We start from the raw sequence: 17,869 nt of genomic DNA on the forward strand, positions 1-17,869 counted from the left end.
GATGTTCCGGCCGTCGTCGCCCGTCTACGTGCCGCCCACGACGGATGTGCGGTTGCTGCGCTTCCTCGCCGACTTCGCCCGGCACTGCACGAGACGGCAGTGGACGTCGTCGATGAAGGTCTTCGCGCGCGCCAACCGCCTCGCCCTCGATGCCTACGACGATCTCGCCCGCGGGTCGGGCGACACGATCGTCACCGAACCGACGCGGGTCGCCGATCCGTTCCTCGCGGCGTTCACCTCGGACGACGACCGTCGGCTGCTGGTCGAGGAGTTCGAGCACGCGCGTGCCGCCGGCAGCGAGATCGACTTCGACCTGCTCGACACCGACACGCTGCATTCGCTCGAACCGCTGCTCGGGGACTCGGTGCGGGTGGGTCTCCGGATCCGGGGGCAGCGGTTCATCGATCCGCCGCGGTTCGTCGCCTCGCTGGCGCACGCGGTCCGCGCCCGGGGTGCGGAGATCGTCACCGACGTCGACGTCGAGGAGGTGCGCGACACCGGTCGCGGGGTGGATGTCGTCGTGGCCGGTGGGCACTCGCGGTCGGCGGATGCGGTGGTACTCGCGAACGGAGCGTGGCTCGGGTCGCTCGCCCGGCCGTTCGGCGTGCGCACGCAGGTCCAGGCCGGTCGCGGCTACAGCTTCAGCGTGCGGCCGCCGAGCCTGCCGAAGAACCCGGTCTACTTCCCGGCCCAGCGGGTGGCGTGCACACCCCTCCAGGACCGTTTCCGGGTCGCGGGAATGATGGAGTTCCGCAGTCCCGACGCCCCGCTCGACCCGCGACGCATCCGGGCGATCGTCGACGCGACCCGTCCGCTGTTGCGTGAGATCGACTGGGACGGGCGCAGCGAGGAGTGGGTGGGCTCACGGCCGTGCACGGCGGACGGGCTCCCGTTGATCGGCCGCACCCGTTCGGATCGGGTGTACGTCGCCGGCGGGCACGGGATGTGGGGTGTGGCGCTCGGTCCCCTCACCGGACGGCTGCTCGCCGGGTCGATGACCGGCGAGCCGGATCCGTTGCTCAGGTCGTTCGATCCGCTGCGCTGACCGGTCCGGGTTCGAGACGGTCGCGCACGCGGTCGAACCATTCGAGGACGGCCCGTTCGTAGAGGATGCCGAAGTCGAGGGTCGCCGCGGCGTGCGGCGGGAGGATGTCGGCCGCCGCCTGCTGTTCGTAGGCGGCGAGCTGCTCCTCGTGTCTGCGGCGATGCTCGGCGAGCATCGAGGCGAGGCGCTCGGGCGAGAGGTGATCGCCGAAGGCGACGGTCAGCAGCAGCGGATGGCGGATGTTCTCATCGCCCGGTTCGCGGTCGATCCATTCGGCGAAGGCCGTGCGTCCGGCCTCGGTCAGCAGGTAGGGCTTGCGGTCGCGCGGGCCCTTCTCCCCTGCCTCGATCAGTCCCTGCCGTTCCATCGCGGCCAGTTCCCGGTAGACCTGGCTCGTCGTCAGCGACCAGAACTTGCCGATGCGCGCCTGTGCGGTGGACACCACCGGCCCCGGTATCGCGACATCGCCGCTGCGCGTCTCCGATGCCGAGCGCGAAACGATCGTGGAGGAGCTCGGGCGCCATCTCACCGCCGGACGGTTGACGATCGGCGAGTTCGACGAGCGTGTGGCCCGGGTCTACCGCGCCGTGACGCAGGACGACGCCGGCGCCGTTCTCGCCGACCTGCCGTCGACACTCGTTCCCACCCCGTCCCCGCCGGCCGGCAAACCGTTCCCACGTCTGCGCCTGCCGCTCCACCAGCGCATCGAATGGGGAGCATGGGCCACCGTGGGATCGATCAATCTCGTGGTGTGGGCACTGGTCTCGCTCGGAACGGCCTCGTCGATCTACTTCTGGCCGATCTGGGTCGTCGTTCCGTGGGGCATCGTGCTGGCGGTGCGCACCGCGCTCGGGGTCGAGGGCGGGCCCGGCCGCCGCAGTGTGCCCGGTGGGCGCGAGAACAATGGTCCGGCGGGTCCGACCTGTCTGCAATAGTCGGGACCAGCCGTGCCCATCCCGGGCATCCCGCACGCCGGAGACGGAGCTGCCGATGTTTCTTCTCGACGACAGGCTGGTCTTCGGCGCCGGAGATCTCACCCGCGCCGCCTCGTGCGAGTTCGCAGTGCTCCGCAACCTCGACTCGACGCTCGGTCGGCTCCCGCGCCCCGACACCGAACCCGACGCAATGCTCGACCGTGTCGCCGCACTCGGCGGCCGCCACGAGCAGCGCGTCCTCGACCGCTTCCGCGCGCAGGTGGGTGCGGAGAAGGTCGTCGAGATCGCCCGGCCCGAGTACACCGCGCAGGCGCTCACCGAGGCGGCGCAGGCCACCCTCGACGCCGTCCGGGCCGGCGCGCCCGTCGTCTATCAGGGCGCTTTCTTCGACACCGGTTCCTCCGACACTGCCCCCGATCCGCTCGGCATGATCGGCTTCTCCGACTTCCTCGTCCTCGAGGACGACGGCTACGCCGTCTACGACAGCAAACTCTCCCGGCACGCGAAGGTCGAGGCCCTGCTCCAGCTCGCCGCTTACGCGGACGCACTCGCGCGCACCGGGACGACGGTGTCCTCGCACGCGCATCTCGTCCTCGGCGACGGCTCGATCGCCTCCTACCCGCTCGCGGAGATCATGCCGGTCTATCGGCACCGACGCGCCTGCCTCGAAACCCTTCTCACGTCGCACCGCGCTGCCCCCGGGCCGGTGCGGTGGGGAGCGGGTGGGCACACCGCCTGCGGTCGCTGCGACGACTGCACCCCGGAACTCGAACGTCACCGCGACCTGCTGCTGGTCGCGGGGATGCGCAGTACCCAGCGGCTGCGGCTGATCGAGGCGGGCGTGTCGACCATCGACGACCTCGCCGCATGCGCGGCACCCGTTGACGGGATGGCGCGCCGCACCTTCGACGCCCTGCGCGCCCAGGCACGGGCGCAGCTCGAGGAGGAGAGGCGGGACAGTCCCTATGCGGAGGTCTACGACGCCACCTCGCTCGGCATCCTGCCCGCGCCCGACGAGGGCGACATCTTCTTCGACTTCGAAGGCGACCCACTGTGGTCCGAGGGCGGCAGTTCCGAGTGGGGACTCGAGTACCTGTTCGGCGTCGTGGAGGGACCGGCCGACGCACCGATCTTCCGGCCCTTCTGGGCACACGACCGCGAGCAGGAGCGGCAGGCACTGCTGGACTTCCTCGACTACGTCACCGACCGCCGGCGTCGCCACCCGAGGATGCACGTCTACCACTACGCCCCGTACGAGAAGACGGCGTTGCTGCGGCTGGCCGGGCGCTACGGCGTCGGCGAGGAGATCGTCGACGACCTGCTGCGCGAAGGTGTGCTCGTCGACCTGTACCCCGTGGTGCGCAACTCGATCCGGGTGGGTGCCCGGACGTACGGACTGAAGAAACTCGAACCGCTCTACACCGAGGAGAGCGAGGCACGCGACGGCGATGTCGCCGACGCGGGCGCCTCGATCGTCGCGTACGCCGACTACTGCGCACTGCGCGATGCCGGGCACCTCGAGGAGGCGGAACGCGAACTCGCGTCGATCGCCTCCTACAACGAGGCCGACTGCATCTCCACCCTGCGTCTGCGCGACTGGCTGCTCACCCACGCCCGCGACCACGGCATCTCCCCCACCGAGACGACCCACGACGAGGCCGCTCCCGACGCGCAGGCGCACCCCGTCGAGACGAAACTCCTCGAATACGTCGGCGGTGCACTGGCGGGCGACCGCACCCCGGAACAGCAGGCGGCCGCACTCGTCGCCGCGGCCATGGGCTACCACCGGCGCGAGCGGAAACCTTTCTGGTGGGGACACTTCGATCGTCTGGCGACGGCTCCCGACGAGTGGGCGGACGCCCGCGACACGCTGGTCGCGGCGACGTGCACACTCGAGACCGACTGGCACAAGGCCACGCCCCGCCGGCGACTGCTCCGGCGTCGGCTGTGCCTCGCGGGCGAGTTCGAGCCGGGCAGCACATTGCGCGCCGGGCAGGACGTCTTCCTGTTGTATGACGCTCCGGGACCGGACGGACTGCCCGACGGCGGCACCGGGACGCGCGCGTGGTCGCGCGGCGTGGTCGTCGAACGCACCACGGGGACGGACCATCCCGACGTGCTCGTCGTGGACGAGTCGCTACGGACGGACGAGGAGTACTCCGTGCTACCGGTGGCCGTCACTCCCGGCGCGCCGATCTCGTCGAAGAACATCGAAGCGGCGATCGCCTCCGCCGCCGAGGCGATGTGCAGCGAGTTGCCGGCTCTGCCGTCGACCGCGGCGGTGGACGTACTGCGCCGCATCCCTCCCCGCCTGCGCTCCGGTGCCGCGCTGCCGCCGCTCGGCGACGACGCGGCCGGCACGATCGTCACGACCGTTCTCAACCTGGAGAATTCGTACCTGGCGGTGCAGGGCCCACCCGGCACCGGCAAGACGTACACCGGGGCCCGGGTGGTGGCGGCGCTCGTGAACGAGCACGGCCGGCGCGTCGGCGTGGTCGCGCAGTCGCATTCGGTGGTCGAGAACATGCTGGCCGGCATCGTCGCCGCGGGAGTGTCGCCGGAACTGGTCGCCAAGGCGAAATGCCAGAGCCCCGATCCGACGTGGACCGCCTTCCCTGACGCGAAGTCCCTTGCGGCGCATATCGGTACATCCGCCACCGGCTATGTGGTGGGCGGAACGGCCTGGGACTTCACGAATCCGAACTGCATCGAGCCCGGCAGCCTCGACCTGCTGGTGGTCGACGAGGCCGGTCAGTTCTGTCTCGCCAACACCATCGCCGTGGCCACGGCGGCGTCGAATCTGCTGCTGCTCGGCGATCCCCGCCAACTGCCGCAGGTCTCGCAGGGCACCCACCCCGAGCCGGTCGACGAGTCCGCCCTCGGATGGCTCGCCGAAGGGCACGGTGCGTTGCCCACCGATCGCGGCTACTTCCTTCCGGTGACCTGGCGGATGCACCCGGATCTGTGCGCGCGGGTGTCCGAGCTGTCCTACGAGGGACGACTGCAGTCGAAGTCCGAGATCACCACGCGCCGCGCGCTCGACGGCGTCCCGCCCGGCGTCCGGCTCGTGGAGGTCGCGCACGAGGGCAATGCGACCTGCTCGCCCGAGGAGAGCGCCGAGATCGTGCGCGCCATCGCGGCCGTGCTCGGCTCGGCGTGGACGGACGACGCCGGCTCCCCGCCGCGACCTCTCGGCGAGGAGGACGTCCTGGTGGTCGCACCGTACAACGCTCAGGTCACCCGCCTACGGCAGGATCTCGCCGCCGCGGGTCTGCACCGGGTCCAGGTGGGCACCGTCGACAAGTTCCAGGGCCGCCAGGCGGCGATGGTGTTCGTGTCGATGACCGCCTCCGCCGTCGAGGACGTGCCGCGGGGCATGTCGTTCCTGTTGTCCCGCAACCGGTCGAACGTGGCTCTCTCACGCGGCAAGTGGTCGGCGGTGATCGTCCGGTCCGGCGCCCTGACCGATCACCTCCCGTCGACACCGGACGGCCTGATCGAACTCGGGGCGTTCATGCGGCTGACCGGAGCCGACCCGACCGGGGCGTGACCGCACTCACATCGTCCGTTAGGATCGACGACGATCCTGTTACCTCCGGTAGCAGATACACGGGACCCGGTCCCCCGAGAAGACCCGGTCCCCCGAGCACAGGAGTACACGTGTCGAAGACCCTCGAGGCCACGATCGAGATCACCGCCTCCCCCGAGCAGGTGTGGCGCGTGGTGTCCGATCTGAAGCGGATGGGCGAGTGGAGCCCGCAGTGCCGTCGGATGATCGTGCGCGGTGGGCCGGTGTCGGCCGGCACCACCACGATCAACATCAACAAGAAGGGGCTGCTGGTGTGGCCCACGACGTCGAAGGTGATCGACTTCGAACCCGGCCGTCGCCTGAGCTTCCGGATCAACGAGAACCGCTCCATCTGGTCGTTCACCCTCGAACCCACCGCCACCGGCACGCGGGTCACCCAGCGGCGCGAGGCGCCCACCGGGACCAGCAAGGTCTCGCAGACCCTGGTCAAGTATGTTCTCGGCGGCACCGAGGCGTTCGACGACGAACTGACGATGGGGATGAACGCGACTCTCGCCCGTCTCAAGAACGAGATCGAGGCGGCCGCGCGGGTCTGACCTTCCCTCCTCGGCTCACGTACGCTGGAGTGCCTGTGGACCGACAGGACCCGCCCGCGAGACGGGCGGGTCCCCTGCGGTCCCGGATCACCGATCGCCAGCGATAAGAGGAGCCCGTGGCACGTAAGCCGACGCCCGCCGGAACACCCCCCACCAGCGGGGTAGCCCACATGGTCGACCTGGTCAGGCATGTCGTACCGCCCATGCATCCGGGCGGTATCCCCTTCGTCGCAGCTCCGCTGGCCGTGGCGACCCTCGGCCGCCGCAAGCCCTGGCTGCGCCGCGCCGGTCTCGCATCGGCACTGGCGTGCGCCACCTTCTTCCGGCACCCGCACCGCGTGCCGCCGAACCGCGCCGGAGTGGTCGTCGCTCCCGCCGACGGTGAGATCGCTCTCGTCGACCATGCCGTGCCGCCCGCCGAACTCGGGCTCGGCAGCGAGGAGCGCCCCCGGGTCAGCATCTTCCTGTCCGTCCTCGACGTGCACGTGCAACGCAGCCCCGTCGGCGGCACCGTCCGCTCGGTGGTCCACACCCCGGGCAAGTTCCTCTCCGCCGATCTCGCCGACGCGAGCGAGGTCAACGAGCGCACCAGCATGCTGATCGAGACGCGCGACGGCGCCGAGGTCGCCGTCGTCCAGATCGCCGGGCTGCTGGCACGGCGCATCGTCAACGACGCGCAGATCGGCGACACCCTGCCGATCGGCGACACCTACGGCCTGATCCGCTTCGGATCCCGGGTCGACACCTACCTGCCGGTCGGGAGCACCCTGCTGGTCGAACGCGGTCAGCGCACCATCGGTGCCGAGACCGTCCTCGCTCAGCTGCCCACGGTGTCGTGAGTCCGCACACGCAGGGTTCGCGTGCGGTCGCGACCGGGCGGTCCCGCAATCGGCCCAACGTCGTCCGCCTGCTGCCGAGCGTCATCACGGTCCTGGCGTTCTCCGCCGGACTGTCGGCGGTGAAGTTCGCGCTCGACGGACAACTCGGCACCGCGCTCGGCATGATCGGCGCCGCGGCCGTCCTCGACTCGCTCGACGGTCGCATCGCCCGCATGCTCGACGCGACCAGCAAGATCGGCGCCGAACTCGACTCGCTGTCGGACGCCGTCGCGTTCGGTGTCGCCCCGGCGCTCGTGCTCTACGTGACGTTGCTCGACGGCAGCCCCTTCGGCTGGATCGTCGCCCTGCTCTACGCAGTGAGCCTCGTGCTGCGACTCGCGCGCTTCAACACCCTGCTCGAGGACGACAGCGTCCCCGCCTACGCACGCGAGTACTTCGTCGGCGTGCCCGCACCGGCGGCCGCCCTCATCGCGCTCGCACCCGTCGCCGCCCACATCCAGTGGGGCGACGGCTGGTGGACCGCCTACGGGCTGGTCGCGGTGTGGATCCTCGGGACGGCCGGGCTCGCGATCAGCCGCATCCCGACCTTCGCGATGAAGTCGGCGTCCGTGCCCGCGCGACTCGCCGTGGTGCTGCTCGTGCTGGTCGCGATGGCGGCGGCCGCGCTGGTCACCTATCCGTTCATCCTCATGCTCGTGCTGGTCGCGGTCTACCTCGCGCACATCCCCTTCGCGGTGCGATCGCGGCGCTGGGTCGCGGCCCGGCCCGAGACCTGGGACATCAAGCCCTCGGAGCGACGCGCACTGCGTGCCCGCAACCGCGCGCAGCGTCCGCGTCGTGTCGCCGCCCGGCGTGTCGCCACGTCGGCGAGATCTCAGGCGCGACTCGGGCTGCGCCGTCCGCGAGGACGATGACATGCACGACCCGCGAGGACGATGACATGCACGACCCGCGAGGACGCTAGTCACGTTCTAGGCTCGGCGGGGTGACGACCCCACAACTCTCACTCACCGTCCGGCTCAACACCTCCGCCGCCGACTCGCGGCGCGGTGTCGTGCGTCTGCACCCCGAGGCGCTGGCCGCGCTGGGCCTGCGGGAATGGGACGCGATCGCGCTGGTGGGAGCGCGTCGCACGGCGGTCGTGGCGGGTCTCGCCCCGGCCGGCACCCCGACCGGCACGATCTTGCTCGATGACGTGGTGCTGTCGAACACAGGCCTGAAGGAGGACGCGACGGTCGTCGTCGCGCCCGTGACGGTCTACGGCGCGCGCACGGTGACGGTCACCGGGTCCACCCTCGCGCGGCAGTCGATCCCGGAGACCACCCTGCGTCAGGCGCTGCTCGGGAAGGTCCTCACCGTCGGCGACGCGGTGTCGCTGCTCCCCCGCGATCTCGGACCGGGCACGAGCAACGCCGAGACGACGCGGGCACTGTCGCGGACGTTCGCGATCGCGTGGACCACCGAACTGCTCACCGTCTCCTCGGTCGATCCGGCCGGACCGGTGAGCGTGCAGCCGAACACCGCCGTCGTGTGGGGCGGTGGCCCGGGTGCCCTGCCGTCCTCCGTGCCGTCCGCTTCCGGATTCGTCTCGTCGGGATTCGTCGCCTCCTCCCCCGCGACCGACCGTCCCGAATCGGCCCCCGCCACGCCTCCGCCACCGCCGGTCGAGGATCTCGTGGGTGTGCAGGCCCAGGTCGCGAAGCTCTCCGAGTGGCTCACCCTCTCGCTCGACGAACCCGAACTGCTGCGCACCCTCGGCGCGTCGCCGCATCTCGGGGTGCTCGTCACCGGTCCCGCCGGGGTCGGTAAGGCGACCTTCGTGCGCTCGGTGGTCGCCGACCGGCGTCTGGTCGAGGTCGACGGGCCGGGCGTGGGTGCACTCGCCGCCGACGAGCGGCTGCGCCGGATCTCCGCGGCGGCCGAAGCGGTGCGCGGTGGGGGCGTCCTGCTGCTCACCGACGTCGATGCCGTGCTCCCCGCCGACACCGAACCCGTCGCGACGTTGATCCTCGACGAGCTGCGGCGGGTGGTCGACACCGAGGGCGCGGTGCTGATCGCGACCACCGCGCATCCCGACGACGTCGACTCCCGGCTGCGTGCCCCGGAGATCTGCGACCGCGAACTGTCCCTGCCGCTGCCCGACGGCGCGACCCGCCGCGCCCTGCTCGACGTGCTGCTGCGCTCGGTGCCGTCCACCGGTCTCGACCTCGCCGCCGTCGCGGGTCGCACCCCCGGTTTCGTCGTCGCCGACCTCGCGGCGCTGTGTCGCGAGGCGGCACTGCGCGCGGCGTCGCGGGCGAACCGCGACGACGACGAACCCTCGCTCGTCCAGGACGACCTGCTCGGCGCGCTCGAGGTGATCCGTCCGCTGTCGCGATCGGGTTCCGAGGAGCTGGCGATCGGCAGCGTGAGCCTCGACGACGTCGGCGACATGGTCGAGACGAAGCAGGCCCTGACCGAAGCCGTCCTGTGGCCGCTGCAGCATCCCGATTCGTTCGAGCGTCTCGGTGTCGATCCGCCGCGCGGTGTGCTGCTGTACGGCCCGCCCGGTTGCGGCAAGACCTATCTCGTCCGCGCTCTCGCCGGCACGGGACGTCTGAGCGTCCACGCCGTCAAGGGCGCCGAACTGATGGACAAGTGGGTCGGTGCGTCGGAGAAGGCGGTGCGCGAGTTGTTCGAGCGTGCCCGCAATTCGGCACCGGCGTTGGTGTTCCTCGACGAGATCGATGCTCTCGCACCGCGCCGCGGGCAGAGCTCCGATTCCGGGGTGTCCGACCGGGTCGTCGCGTCGCTGCTCACCGAACTCGACGGTGTCGAGCCGCTGCGCGACGTCGTGGTGGTGGGAGCGACCAACCGGCCCGACCTCATCGACCCGGCTCTGCTGCGTCCCGGCCGGCTCGAACGTCTCGTGTTCGTGCCGCCGCCGGACGCCGAGGCCCGGGCCGCGATCCTGAAGACCGCGGGCCGATCGGTACCGCTCGACGACGACGTCGACCTCGACGACCTGGCCGCCGGACTCGACGGCTACTCGGCCGCGGACTGCTCGGCGCTGCTGCGCGAGGCCGCGCTCGCGGCGATGCGGCGCAACGTCGACGCCGCCGTGGTCACCGCCGAGGACGTCGCGGTGGCCCGGGAGAAGGTGCGCCCCTCGCTCGATCCCGTGCAGGTCGCTCATCTGCAGGCCTACGCGGAGGGCCGTTGAGATGGCCGTGACCACCGCGGTCCGCGTCGCCGGACCGGCAGCCGTCCTCGCGGCCTTCCTCGCCGCCGGGGTCGCGATCCTCGTCCCGGCCGCGGGCGAATCGGTCCTCCCTGAGGGTGCGCGCAGCGAATGGGCACCCGTGGTCACCGCCGCGCTCGCCGTTCTCTCGGCGGCCGGGCTGCAGCGGACCGGCTCCCGACGTACCGCCTGGATGCTGGCCGCCGCCTCGATCGTGGTCCTCGGGTCGATCCGCTATCTCGTTCCCGCCGGCATCTCGGCCGACAGCCTGACGGTCGTCGGATGGGTGATCGCCGCGATCACCGGTGTGCTGCTCGGGGCGGCGACCGCGGGCTCGTGGGGTTCGGCGACCGGTCAGTGGGCCCTGATCGCCGGTGGGTGGGCGGCCTTCCTCACCGCCGCGGCCGTCGGTTCCGAGGTCCCCGTGGAGGCCATGCGCTGGACGGTTCCCCAGTGGGCGCTGGCCTTCGCACTCGTGGCAACGGTCGCCGCCGCGCTGACGGTGCCTGCCGGGATGCGCGTGCAGCGGGCCGATCCGCGGTTGCTCGCGATCATGGTGACCGCCGCGGTGGTGCTCTCGGTGGGCTACCGACTGCTGGGTGAATTCGTGGGTTCCCGCGCGAGCGACACGGGTGTGCTCCTGTGGCTGGTCGCCGGTGGGGCGCTCGCGGTGGCGGTCGTCGGTGCCGAGATCGTCGCGCGCCTCGTCCCGCCCGGAGACGACCGGTTCGTCCTCGCGGTCACCGGGGCCGTGGCCGCGGCGTACCCCGTCCTCGTCGAGTTGTGGTCGGGTATGCAGTCGGCGACCGTGCCGTGGTGGGTGCTGCTCGTCGCGGTGGCCGCCGTGGTCGCCGGGGTGCGGCTCTCCCCCTCCATGCCGTACGCGCTTCCCGGGCTGATGCTCGCCGCGTCGATCTCGGCGGCGACGGTGTGGTGGCCGGCGGAGATCGGCGAGGGAATCCCTCTTGCGGTGCGGGTGGCGCTCGTCGCGCTGGGCACCGGTCTCGCACTCGGGGCATCGTTGCCGGGCTCGGCGTCCGTCGCGGCTCTCGGCCTGGCGCTGCCGGTGCCGGCGACGGCCGTCGTCGGGGCGGTGTGGATGCTTCCGGCGGATGCGCAGTGGTCGGCGCTCGCACTGTTTACCGCGGCCGTGATCTGTGCGTGGCAGGTGCGCTAGCGCTCTCACCTCCCCGATTCGCAAGCGTGCGAAGACAACCGTTAGGATGTGCACAATCCGTTTTGCCCGATGACGGCGAGCGGCGTGCATGTCGGGGCGATCCCCGTTTCGGCGGTGTGCCGTCCGCTGTGACGACAGCGAGTCCCACGGCCCGCAGTCAGTTTCACCCCGCCGACAGGCCCGACCCCGACGGAGTGCCTTTTGATCGCCATACTCGTTGCCCATGCGGTCGCTGCCCTTCTGGCGCCGCTTCTGGTCCGAGTCATGGGGAGAAATGCATTCCTGCCGCTCGCGGTGGTGCCCCTCGCGAGTCTCAGCTGGGTCGTCACCAACTGGGGAACCGATCAGAAACTGCAGATCGCGTGGGCCTCGACGCTGTCGATGAATTTCGATCTGCGCTTCGACACGCTCGCGGCGATCATGTGCGTGCTCGTTTTGGGCATCGGCTCGTTGATCCTGCTCTACTGCTCGCGCTATTTCGAGGACGACGAGCCCCGCCTGGGCTTGTTCGCCGCCGAGATGGTCGCCTTCGCCGGCGCCATGTTCGGTCTGGTGGTCAGCGACAACATGTTGCTGCTCTACACCTTCTGGGAACTGACGACCGTCCTGTCGTTCCTGCTCGTCGGGCATTACGCCGAACGCGCCTCGAGTCGCCGTGCCGCCACCCAGGCCCTGCTCGTCACCACGGCCGGTGGTCTGGCGATGCTGGTCGGCATCATCATCCTCGGCGAGACGGTCGGCAGCTACAACCTGTCCGACGTCGTCGCGGCGGCACCTCACGGATGGCTCGCCGGCGTCGCCGTGGTGCTCGTGCTCGTCGGCGCACTGTCGAAGTCCGCCGTGGTCCCGCTGCACTTCTGGCTGCCCGGCGCGATGGCCGCCCCCACCCCGGTGTCCGGATATCTTCACGCCGCGGCGATGGTCAAAGCCGGCATCTACCTCGTGGCCCGGCTCGCACCCGGCTTCGCGGACAGCGCCGCGTGGCGGCCGATCGTCATCGGTCTCGGTCTCGCGTCGATGATCCTCGCCGGCTGGCGAGCGTTCCGCGCCTTCGACCTCAAGCTCATCCTGGCCTTCGGCACCGTCAGCCAGCTCGGTTTTCTCACTGCGCTGGTGGGTACGGGCAGCCGGGAAGCGGCCCTGGCGGGCCTGGCGATGGTGATCGCCCACGCCCTGTTCAAGGCATGCCTGTTCATGGTGGTCGGCATCATCGACCACTCCACCGGCACCCGCGACATCCGCAAACTCGCGCATCTCGGCTCTGCCGCCCCCTACCTGATGGTGATCGCGATACTTGCGGCGGCGAGCATGGCCGGTCTGCCGCCGTTCATCGGTTTCGTCGCGAAGGAAGCCGCGCTCGAGTCGTCGCTGGTGGCCGAGGTGCTCCCCGAATGGGCGCGGATCGCCATGACTGCGGGCATCGTGGTGGGCTCGATCCTCACCCTCGCCTACAGCATCCGGTTCATCTGGGGGGCCTTCGGTCGTAAGCAGCTCAAACGTCCGAGCCCCGCGGTGCAGAACCTGCACGCGCCCGGCCCGCTGCTGCTCACCGCCCCGAGCGTCCTCGCGTTCGCCGGTCTCGCCGCGGGCTTCGCGAGCTCGTGGATCGACCATCTGATCACCCCCTACGCCGACGAGCTGCCCACCGAACTCGACAAGCCCTACCACCTGGCGTTGTGGCACGGATTCTCCTTGCCGCTGGGTCTGACCGGCGTGGTGATCGTGGGCGGCACGGTCCTGTTCCTCGCGCACCGCACCATCGCGCGTCTGCGCTTCGAGCACCCGCCGCTCGGAAATGCCGACCGGATGTACGACGCGACCCTCCAGGGCATGGACACCCTGTCCCTGCGCCTGACCGCCTTCCTGCAGCGCGGTTCGCTCCCCCTGACCCAGGCGACCATCCTCATCACCCTGGTGGCGCTCCCGACGGTGCTGATGTTCTTCTTCGGGCTGAGCACGATGCCGTCGACGCGCGCGTGGGACTCGATCTGGCAGCTCGGGGTGGGGTTGATCATGATGGCCGCCGCGATCACCGCGACGGCCCTGCGCAACCGTCTCGGCGCAGTGTTGGTCGTGGGCGTGACCGGTTACGGGCTCGGGGTGCTGTTCGCCCTCCAGGGAGCTCCCGACCTCGCGCTCACCCAGTTCCTCGTCGAGACCGTCACCCTCGTGATGTTCGTGCTGGTCCTGCGCAAGCTGCCCGCCGAGACCGACCCGGCCGCGGTGATGGGCAGCAAGTTCGCCCGCGCGATGCTCGGCATCGCCGTGGGCGCGGTGGTCGCCGGGATCGGCGCCTACGCCGTCGCGGCACGCACCACCGATCCGATCTCGCTGCTGCTGCCCGACGCCGCCTACTACGGCGGTGACGGCAAGAACATCGTCAACGTCCTGCTCGTCGACATCCGCGCCTGGGACACGCTGGGCGAGATCTCGGTGCTGCTGGTCGCCGCGACCGGCGTGGCCAGCCTGGTCTTCCGCACCCGCCGCTTCGGCACCGCCCCGCGTGTGGCGGACGCACCCGCGGCGCAGCTCGACGCGGTCTCCGCCAGCAACGAGACGACCTGGCTGCTCGGCGGCGATCTCATCGATCCGCGCTACCGATCGCTGGTCCTCGAGGTCACCACGCGACTGGTCTTCCCCACCATGATGATCCTGTCGGTGTACTTCTTCTTCTCCGGGCACAACGCGCCCGGTGGCGGTTTCGCGGGCGGTCTCGTCGCCGGTCTCGCGCTGGTGTTGAGGTACCTGGCCGGCGGACGCTACGAGCTCGGAGAGGCGGTTCCCATCGACGCCGGCAAGATCCTCGGCATCGGACTCACCTTCGCCGCGGGCACCGCACTGGTGTCGATGTTCCTCGGCGCCCCGGCGCTGTCGTCGGCGACCCTCGAGCTCACGCTGCCTCTGCTCGGCGACATCAAGCTCGTGACCGCACTGTTCTTCGACCTCGGTGTGTACCTCATCGTCGTCGGACTGGTCCTGGACGTGCTGCGCAGCCTAGGTGCTCGCCTCGACGCCGAGACCGTGGGTGAGCGCCGATGACCGCGAACATCACGCTCCTCGCCGTCGTCGGTGTGCTCGTCGCGGCCGGTGTGTACCTGCTGCTCGAACACAGCATCATCAAGATGCTGCTGGGCCTGCTGCTGGCCGGCAACGGAATCAACCTGCTGCTGCTCACCCTCGGCGGCCCCGCAGGTCATGCACCCATCGTCGGTGTGGAGAGCGACGTCGAGCCGGACATGGCCGATCCCCTCGCGCAGGCGATGATCCTCACCGCGATCGTCATCACGATGGGTGTGGCGGCGTTCGTGCTGGCACTGACCTACCGCTCCTACACCTACCGCGCACGGGACGAGATCGAGAACGACCCCGAGGACACCCTCGTGTCGCAGCGGCGCAGTCTCGCCGATCTACCGTCGCGAGACCGCTCCGACGACCCGCTCACCGGTATCCCGAGCAAGAGCGGCGACGCCTTCGACGCCGCGGGCAACCCGATCCCGCTCGATCAGCTCAAGAACATCGAGGACATCGAGGCGTACGAGGATCTGCACGACGGCGACTTCGACGACCCCACCGACTCGGCCTACACGCAGAACCAGGGGGGGACGGACGAGTCCGGCTCTGCCGAAGATTCGGGCGGGGCCGGCTCTATCGAGGATGTCGAGGACGCCGACGAGGACGTCCGCGCGGACGATCCCGACCCCGAGGCCCCCGACCCTGCCGAGGACGAGCGGACCGGAGACGACGAGAAGAACGGGAAGGAGGATCGCCGATGAACCCGAGCGTCGCGAACCTCGTTCCCCTCCCCGTCCTCATCCCCTTGCTCGCCGCAGCCGCAACCCTGATCGTCGGCCGCCGTCCGCGCGTCCAACGGTGGATCACCGTCTTCGCGCTGGTCGCCTCGCTCGTCGTGTGCGTGGCGCTGCTGTACTACGCCGACGCCGACGGCATCGCGGTACTGCAGATCGGTGGGTGGGAGGCGCCGATCGGCATCTCGCTGGTCGTCGACCGATTGTCGGCGTTGATGCTGGTCGTCTCGGCGATCGTGCTGCTGTCGGTGATGCTGTACGCAGTCGGCCAGGGTATCCACGACGGCAACGAGCAGCAGCCCGTCTCGATCTTCCTGCCGACCTATCTCGCGCTCACCGCGGGTGTCAACATCGCCTTCCTCGCGGGCGACCTGTTCAACCTCTTCGTCGGCTTCGAGGTGCTCCTCGCCGCCTCGTTCGTCCTGCTGACCCTGGGTGCGAGCGCCGACCGCGTACGCGCGGGCGTCTCGTACGTCATGGTCTCGATGGTGTCCTCGCTGGTCTTCCTCATGGGCATCGCCTTCGCCTACGCAGCCACGGGCACTTTGAACCTCGCCCAGATGGCACTGCGGATGGACGAGATCTCACCGGGCACCCGGGCCGCGATCTTCGGTGTGTTGCTCGTGGCTTTCGGTATCAAGGCCGCGGTCTTCCCGCTGTCGTCGTGGCTGCCCGACTCCTACCCCACCGCGCCCGCACCGGTCACGGCCGTCTTCGCCGGCCTGCTGACCAAGGTCGGTGTGTACGCGATCATCCGGGCGCACACCCTGCTGTTCCCGGGCGGCGAACTCGACGACGTCCTGCTCGTCGCGGGTCTGCTCACGATGATCGTCGGCATCCTCGGCGCGATCGCGCAGAACGACATCAAGCGTCTGCTGTCGTTCACGCTCGTCAGCCATATCGGCTACATGATTTTCGGTGTCGCTCTGTCGTCGCAGACCGGTCTCGCGGGCGCCGTCTACTACGTCGGCCACCACATCCTCGTGCAGACCACCCTGTTCCTCGTGGTGGGTCTCATCGAACGCCAGGCCGGGTCGGCGTCGCTGCGACGCCTCGGCAGCCTCGCGCTCATGTCTCCGCTGCTGGCGGTCCTGTTCCTCATCCCGGCGCTCAACCTGGGCGGTATCCCGCCGTTCTCCGGGTTCATCGGCAAGGTCGCCCTGCTGCAGGCCGGCGCGGAGGACGGTTCGGTCCTGGCCTGGGTCCTCGTCGCCGGTGGTGTCGTGACCAGCCTCCTGACGCTGTACGTCGTCGCGCGTATCTGGACGAAGGCGTTCTGGCGGGCACGCGCCGACGCTCCCGAGGGCGATCTCGCGGACATCGGCCCCTCGGCGCTGATCGACGAATCCGCCACCGACATCTCCTTCGAGGAACGCCCGGACGTGGGCCGGATGCCGGCCGCGATGCTCGTCCCCACGGTCTGGCTCGTCGCGATCGGTGTGTCGTTGACGGTCTTCGCCGGTCCCCTGCTCGACATCAGCAACCGTGCCGCGGAGAACCTGCGCGACCGCACGGTGTACATCGAGGCCGTGCTGGGGGGTGAGCAGGAATGATGAAACGCGCCAACGTCCTGCGCATGTTCGTCGTGGGATGGACGACGCTGGTCTGGGTCCTGCTGTGGGGCACCTTCAGCATCGCCAACATCCTCGGCGGTGTGGTCGTCTCGCTCGTCGTCATGTTCGTGCTGCCGCTGCCGCGTGTACCCGTCGAGGGTCGCGTGCACGTCTGGTCCGCGATGCGGCTCGGCGCGGTGATCTTCGGCGAGACCATCCGCTCGACGATCAACGTGGCATGGCTCGCGATCCGGCCGTCCCCGCCGCCGGTTACCGGCGTGCTGCGCTGCCGGCTCACCATCAAGTCCGACCTGGTGCTGACACTGTGGACGGACATCATGAACAACATCCCGGGCACCATGGTGCTCGAGATCGACCAGGTGCGGCGGATCATGTACGTGCACGTCCTCGACGTGGGTACCGACAAGGCCGTGGCCGACTTCTACCGTTCCGCCCGCCTCATCGAACGTCTTCTCATCCGGACGTTCGAACGCGAGTCGGAATGGCAGGCCAGCCCCTGGCGCAGCGGAACGGAGGAACTGACGTGACCGTGACACTGGCGATCGCGGGGGCACTGCTGTTCGTCTCCGCAATCCTGATCACCTACCGCGTGATCGCGGGCCCCAACTCCCTCGACCGGCTCGTCGGCGTCGACGCCCTGCTCGCGCTCGGCATCTGCGGCATCGCGATCTGGGCGGTGTACACACGCGACACGTCGGTGCTGCCCGCCACCGTGGCCCTCGCCCTGGTCGGCTTCATCGGGTCGGTGTCCGTGGCTCGATTCCGGGTGCGTGACGAAGGATGACGACGATCATCGACACCTTCGCCCACCTCCTGATCCTCATCGGGGCGGTCATCTCGTTGACCGCTGCGATCGGCGTGGTGCGTTTCCGCGACACCCTGTCGCGCATGCATCCGGCCACCAAGCCGCAGGTGGTGGGTCTGTTGTTCGTGCTGGGTGGCGCGATGATCATCCTGCGCAGTTCCGTCGACATCTGGATGATGGCGTTGGCGGGCATGTTCATGGTCCTCACGGCACCGGTGATCGCGCACCGCGTCGGTCGCGTCGCCTACCGGGAGCAGCTCGGTCGCGACGGCCTGCTCGACGAGGACGCTCCCGGCGGTGCGTGACAGGTGACGAGGAGCTGACGGCCGGGACGTCCTCGGAC

Annotated in this window: 12 protein-coding genes and 3 pseudogenes; 14 read left to right on the forward strand and 1 reads right to left on the reverse strand. The window is 70.0% G+C overall.

Going from position 1 to position 17,869, the window contains the following annotated elements:
* Nucleotides 1-1,045, forward strand: a pseudogene (locus tag QR64_RS13165) (NAD(P)/FAD-dependent oxidoreductase); the annotation flags it as partial.
* On the opposite strand, the pseudogene QR64_RS13170 reads toward QR64_RS13165, so the two are convergent.
* Nucleotides 1,020-1,490: pseudogene (locus tag QR64_RS13170) on the reverse strand (PadR family transcriptional regulator); the annotation flags it as partial. The pseudogenes QR64_RS13165 and QR64_RS13170 overlap by 26 nt on opposite strands.
* Here QR64_RS13170 and QR64_RS13175 point away from each other — a divergent pair.
* The 13 genes and pseudogenes from QR64_RS13175 (at nt 1,480) to mnhG (ending at nt 17,831) form a co-directional block, all read left to right on the forward strand.
* Nucleotides 1,480-1,980 carry a DUF1707 domain-containing protein gene (locus QR64_RS13175; RefSeq protein WP_235367122.1) on the forward strand — a complete coding sequence of 167 codons (501 nt, stop codon included), beginning with the start codon at nt 1,480-1,482 and terminating at the stop codon, nt 1,978-1,980. The pseudogene QR64_RS13170 and the gene QR64_RS13175 sit on opposite strands and share 11 nt — an antisense overlap.
* Nucleotides 1,981-2,035: 55 nt before the next feature.
* A complete protein-coding gene (locus QR64_RS13180) occupies nt 2,036-5,530 on the forward strand; it encodes a TM0106 family RecB-like putative nuclease (protein WP_039585468.1) in 3,495 nt (1,164 codons plus the stop codon).
* Between the two features lie 110 nt (nt 5,531-5,640).
* On the forward strand, nt 5,641-6,105 hold the full coding sequence (locus tag QR64_RS13185) for an SRPBCC family protein (RefSeq protein ID WP_006553630.1): 465 nt from the start codon (nt 5,641-5,643) through the stop codon (nt 6,103-6,105).
* Nucleotides 6,106-6,221: 116 nt separating this feature from the next.
* The gene (locus QR64_RS13190) at nt 6,222-6,944 is read left to right on the forward strand and encodes a phosphatidylserine decarboxylase (RefSeq protein ID WP_024101805.1); all 723 of its coding nucleotides are present in this window, start codon (nt 6,222-6,224) and stop codon (nt 6,942-6,944) included.
* Nucleotides 6,941-7,858 carry a CDP-alcohol phosphatidyltransferase family protein gene (locus QR64_RS13195; protein ID WP_006553633.1) on the forward strand — a complete coding sequence of 306 codons (918 nt, stop codon included), beginning with the start codon at nt 6,941-6,943 and terminating at the stop codon, nt 7,856-7,858. Before QR64_RS13190 ends, QR64_RS13195 begins: the two co-directional genes overlap by 4 nt.
* A 71-nt stretch (nt 7,859-7,929) precedes the next feature.
* The gene (locus QR64_RS13200) at nt 7,930-10,146 is read left to right on the forward strand and encodes an AAA family ATPase (RefSeq protein ID WP_033096170.1); all 2,217 of its coding nucleotides are present in this window, start codon (nt 7,930-7,932) and stop codon (nt 10,144-10,146) included.
* A 1-nt stretch (nt 10,147) separates the two neighbouring features.
* On the forward strand, nt 10,148-11,341 hold the full coding sequence (locus QR64_RS13205) for a hypothetical protein (protein WP_039585470.1): 1,194 nt from the start codon (nt 10,148-10,150) through the stop codon (nt 11,339-11,341).
* A gap of 201 nt (nt 11,342-11,542) precedes the next feature.
* Entirely contained in the window at nt 11,543-14,380 is a 2,838-nt protein-coding gene (locus tag QR64_RS13210; protein WP_039585472.1) for a Na+/H+ antiporter subunit A, read from the forward strand.
* Nucleotides 14,377-14,919: pseudogene (locus QR64_RS13215) on the forward strand (Na(+)/H(+) antiporter subunit C); the annotation flags it as partial. The gene QR64_RS13210 and the pseudogene QR64_RS13215, both read left to right, overlap by 4 nt.
* Before the next feature lie 191 nt (nt 14,920-15,110).
* Entirely contained in the window at nt 15,111-16,700 is a 1,590-nt protein-coding gene (locus QR64_RS13220; protein WP_039585475.1) for a Na+/H+ antiporter subunit D, read from the forward strand.
* Nucleotides 16,700-17,248, forward strand: a complete 549-nt coding sequence (locus QR64_RS13225; RefSeq protein ID WP_006553639.1) for a Na+/H+ antiporter subunit E — start codon at nt 16,700-16,702, stop codon at nt 17,246-17,248. The genes QR64_RS13220 and QR64_RS13225 overlap by 1 nt, the downstream gene beginning before the upstream one ends.
* A complete protein-coding gene (locus tag QR64_RS13230; protein WP_006553640.1) occupies nt 17,245-17,505 on the forward strand; it encodes a monovalent cation/H+ antiporter complex subunit F in 261 nt (86 codons plus the stop codon). The genes QR64_RS13225 and QR64_RS13230 overlap by 4 nt, the downstream gene beginning before the upstream one ends.
* Complete coding sequence (mnhG, locus tag QR64_RS13235) at nt 17,502-17,831, forward strand: monovalent cation/H(+) antiporter subunit G (protein ID WP_006553641.1); 330 nt, start codon at nt 17,502-17,504, stop codon at nt 17,829-17,831. The genes QR64_RS13230 and mnhG overlap by 4 nt, the downstream gene beginning before the upstream one ends.
* The last annotated feature ends 38 nt before the right edge of the window (nt 17,832-17,869 follow it).

This window comes from Rhodococcus sp. Chr-9 (genome assembly GCF_000801125.1).
In the GTDB taxonomy this organism is placed as follows: Bacteria; Actinomycetota; Actinomycetes; order Mycobacteriales; family Mycobacteriaceae; genus Rhodococcus; species Rhodococcus pyridinivorans.

Coding starts and splice junctions, on each gene's coding strand:
- QR64_RS13180 (WP_039585468.1), top strand. CDS start 2,036: ATGTTTCTTCTCGACGACAGGCTGGTCTTCGGCGCCGGAGATCTCACC.
- QR64_RS13225 (WP_006553639.1), top strand. CDS start 16,700: ATGAAACGCGCCAACGTCCTGCGCATGTTCGTCGTGGGATGGACGACG.
- QR64_RS13220 (WP_039585475.1), top strand. CDS start 15,111: ATGAACCCGAGCGTCGCGAACCTCGTTCCCCTCCCCGTCCTCATCCCC.
- mnhG (WP_006553641.1), top strand. CDS start 17,502: ATGACGACGATCATCGACACCTTCGCCCACCTCCTGATCCTCATCGGG.
- QR64_RS13205 (WP_039585470.1), top strand. CDS start 10,148: ATGGCCGTGACCACCGCGGTCCGCGTCGCCGGACCGGCAGCCGTCCTC.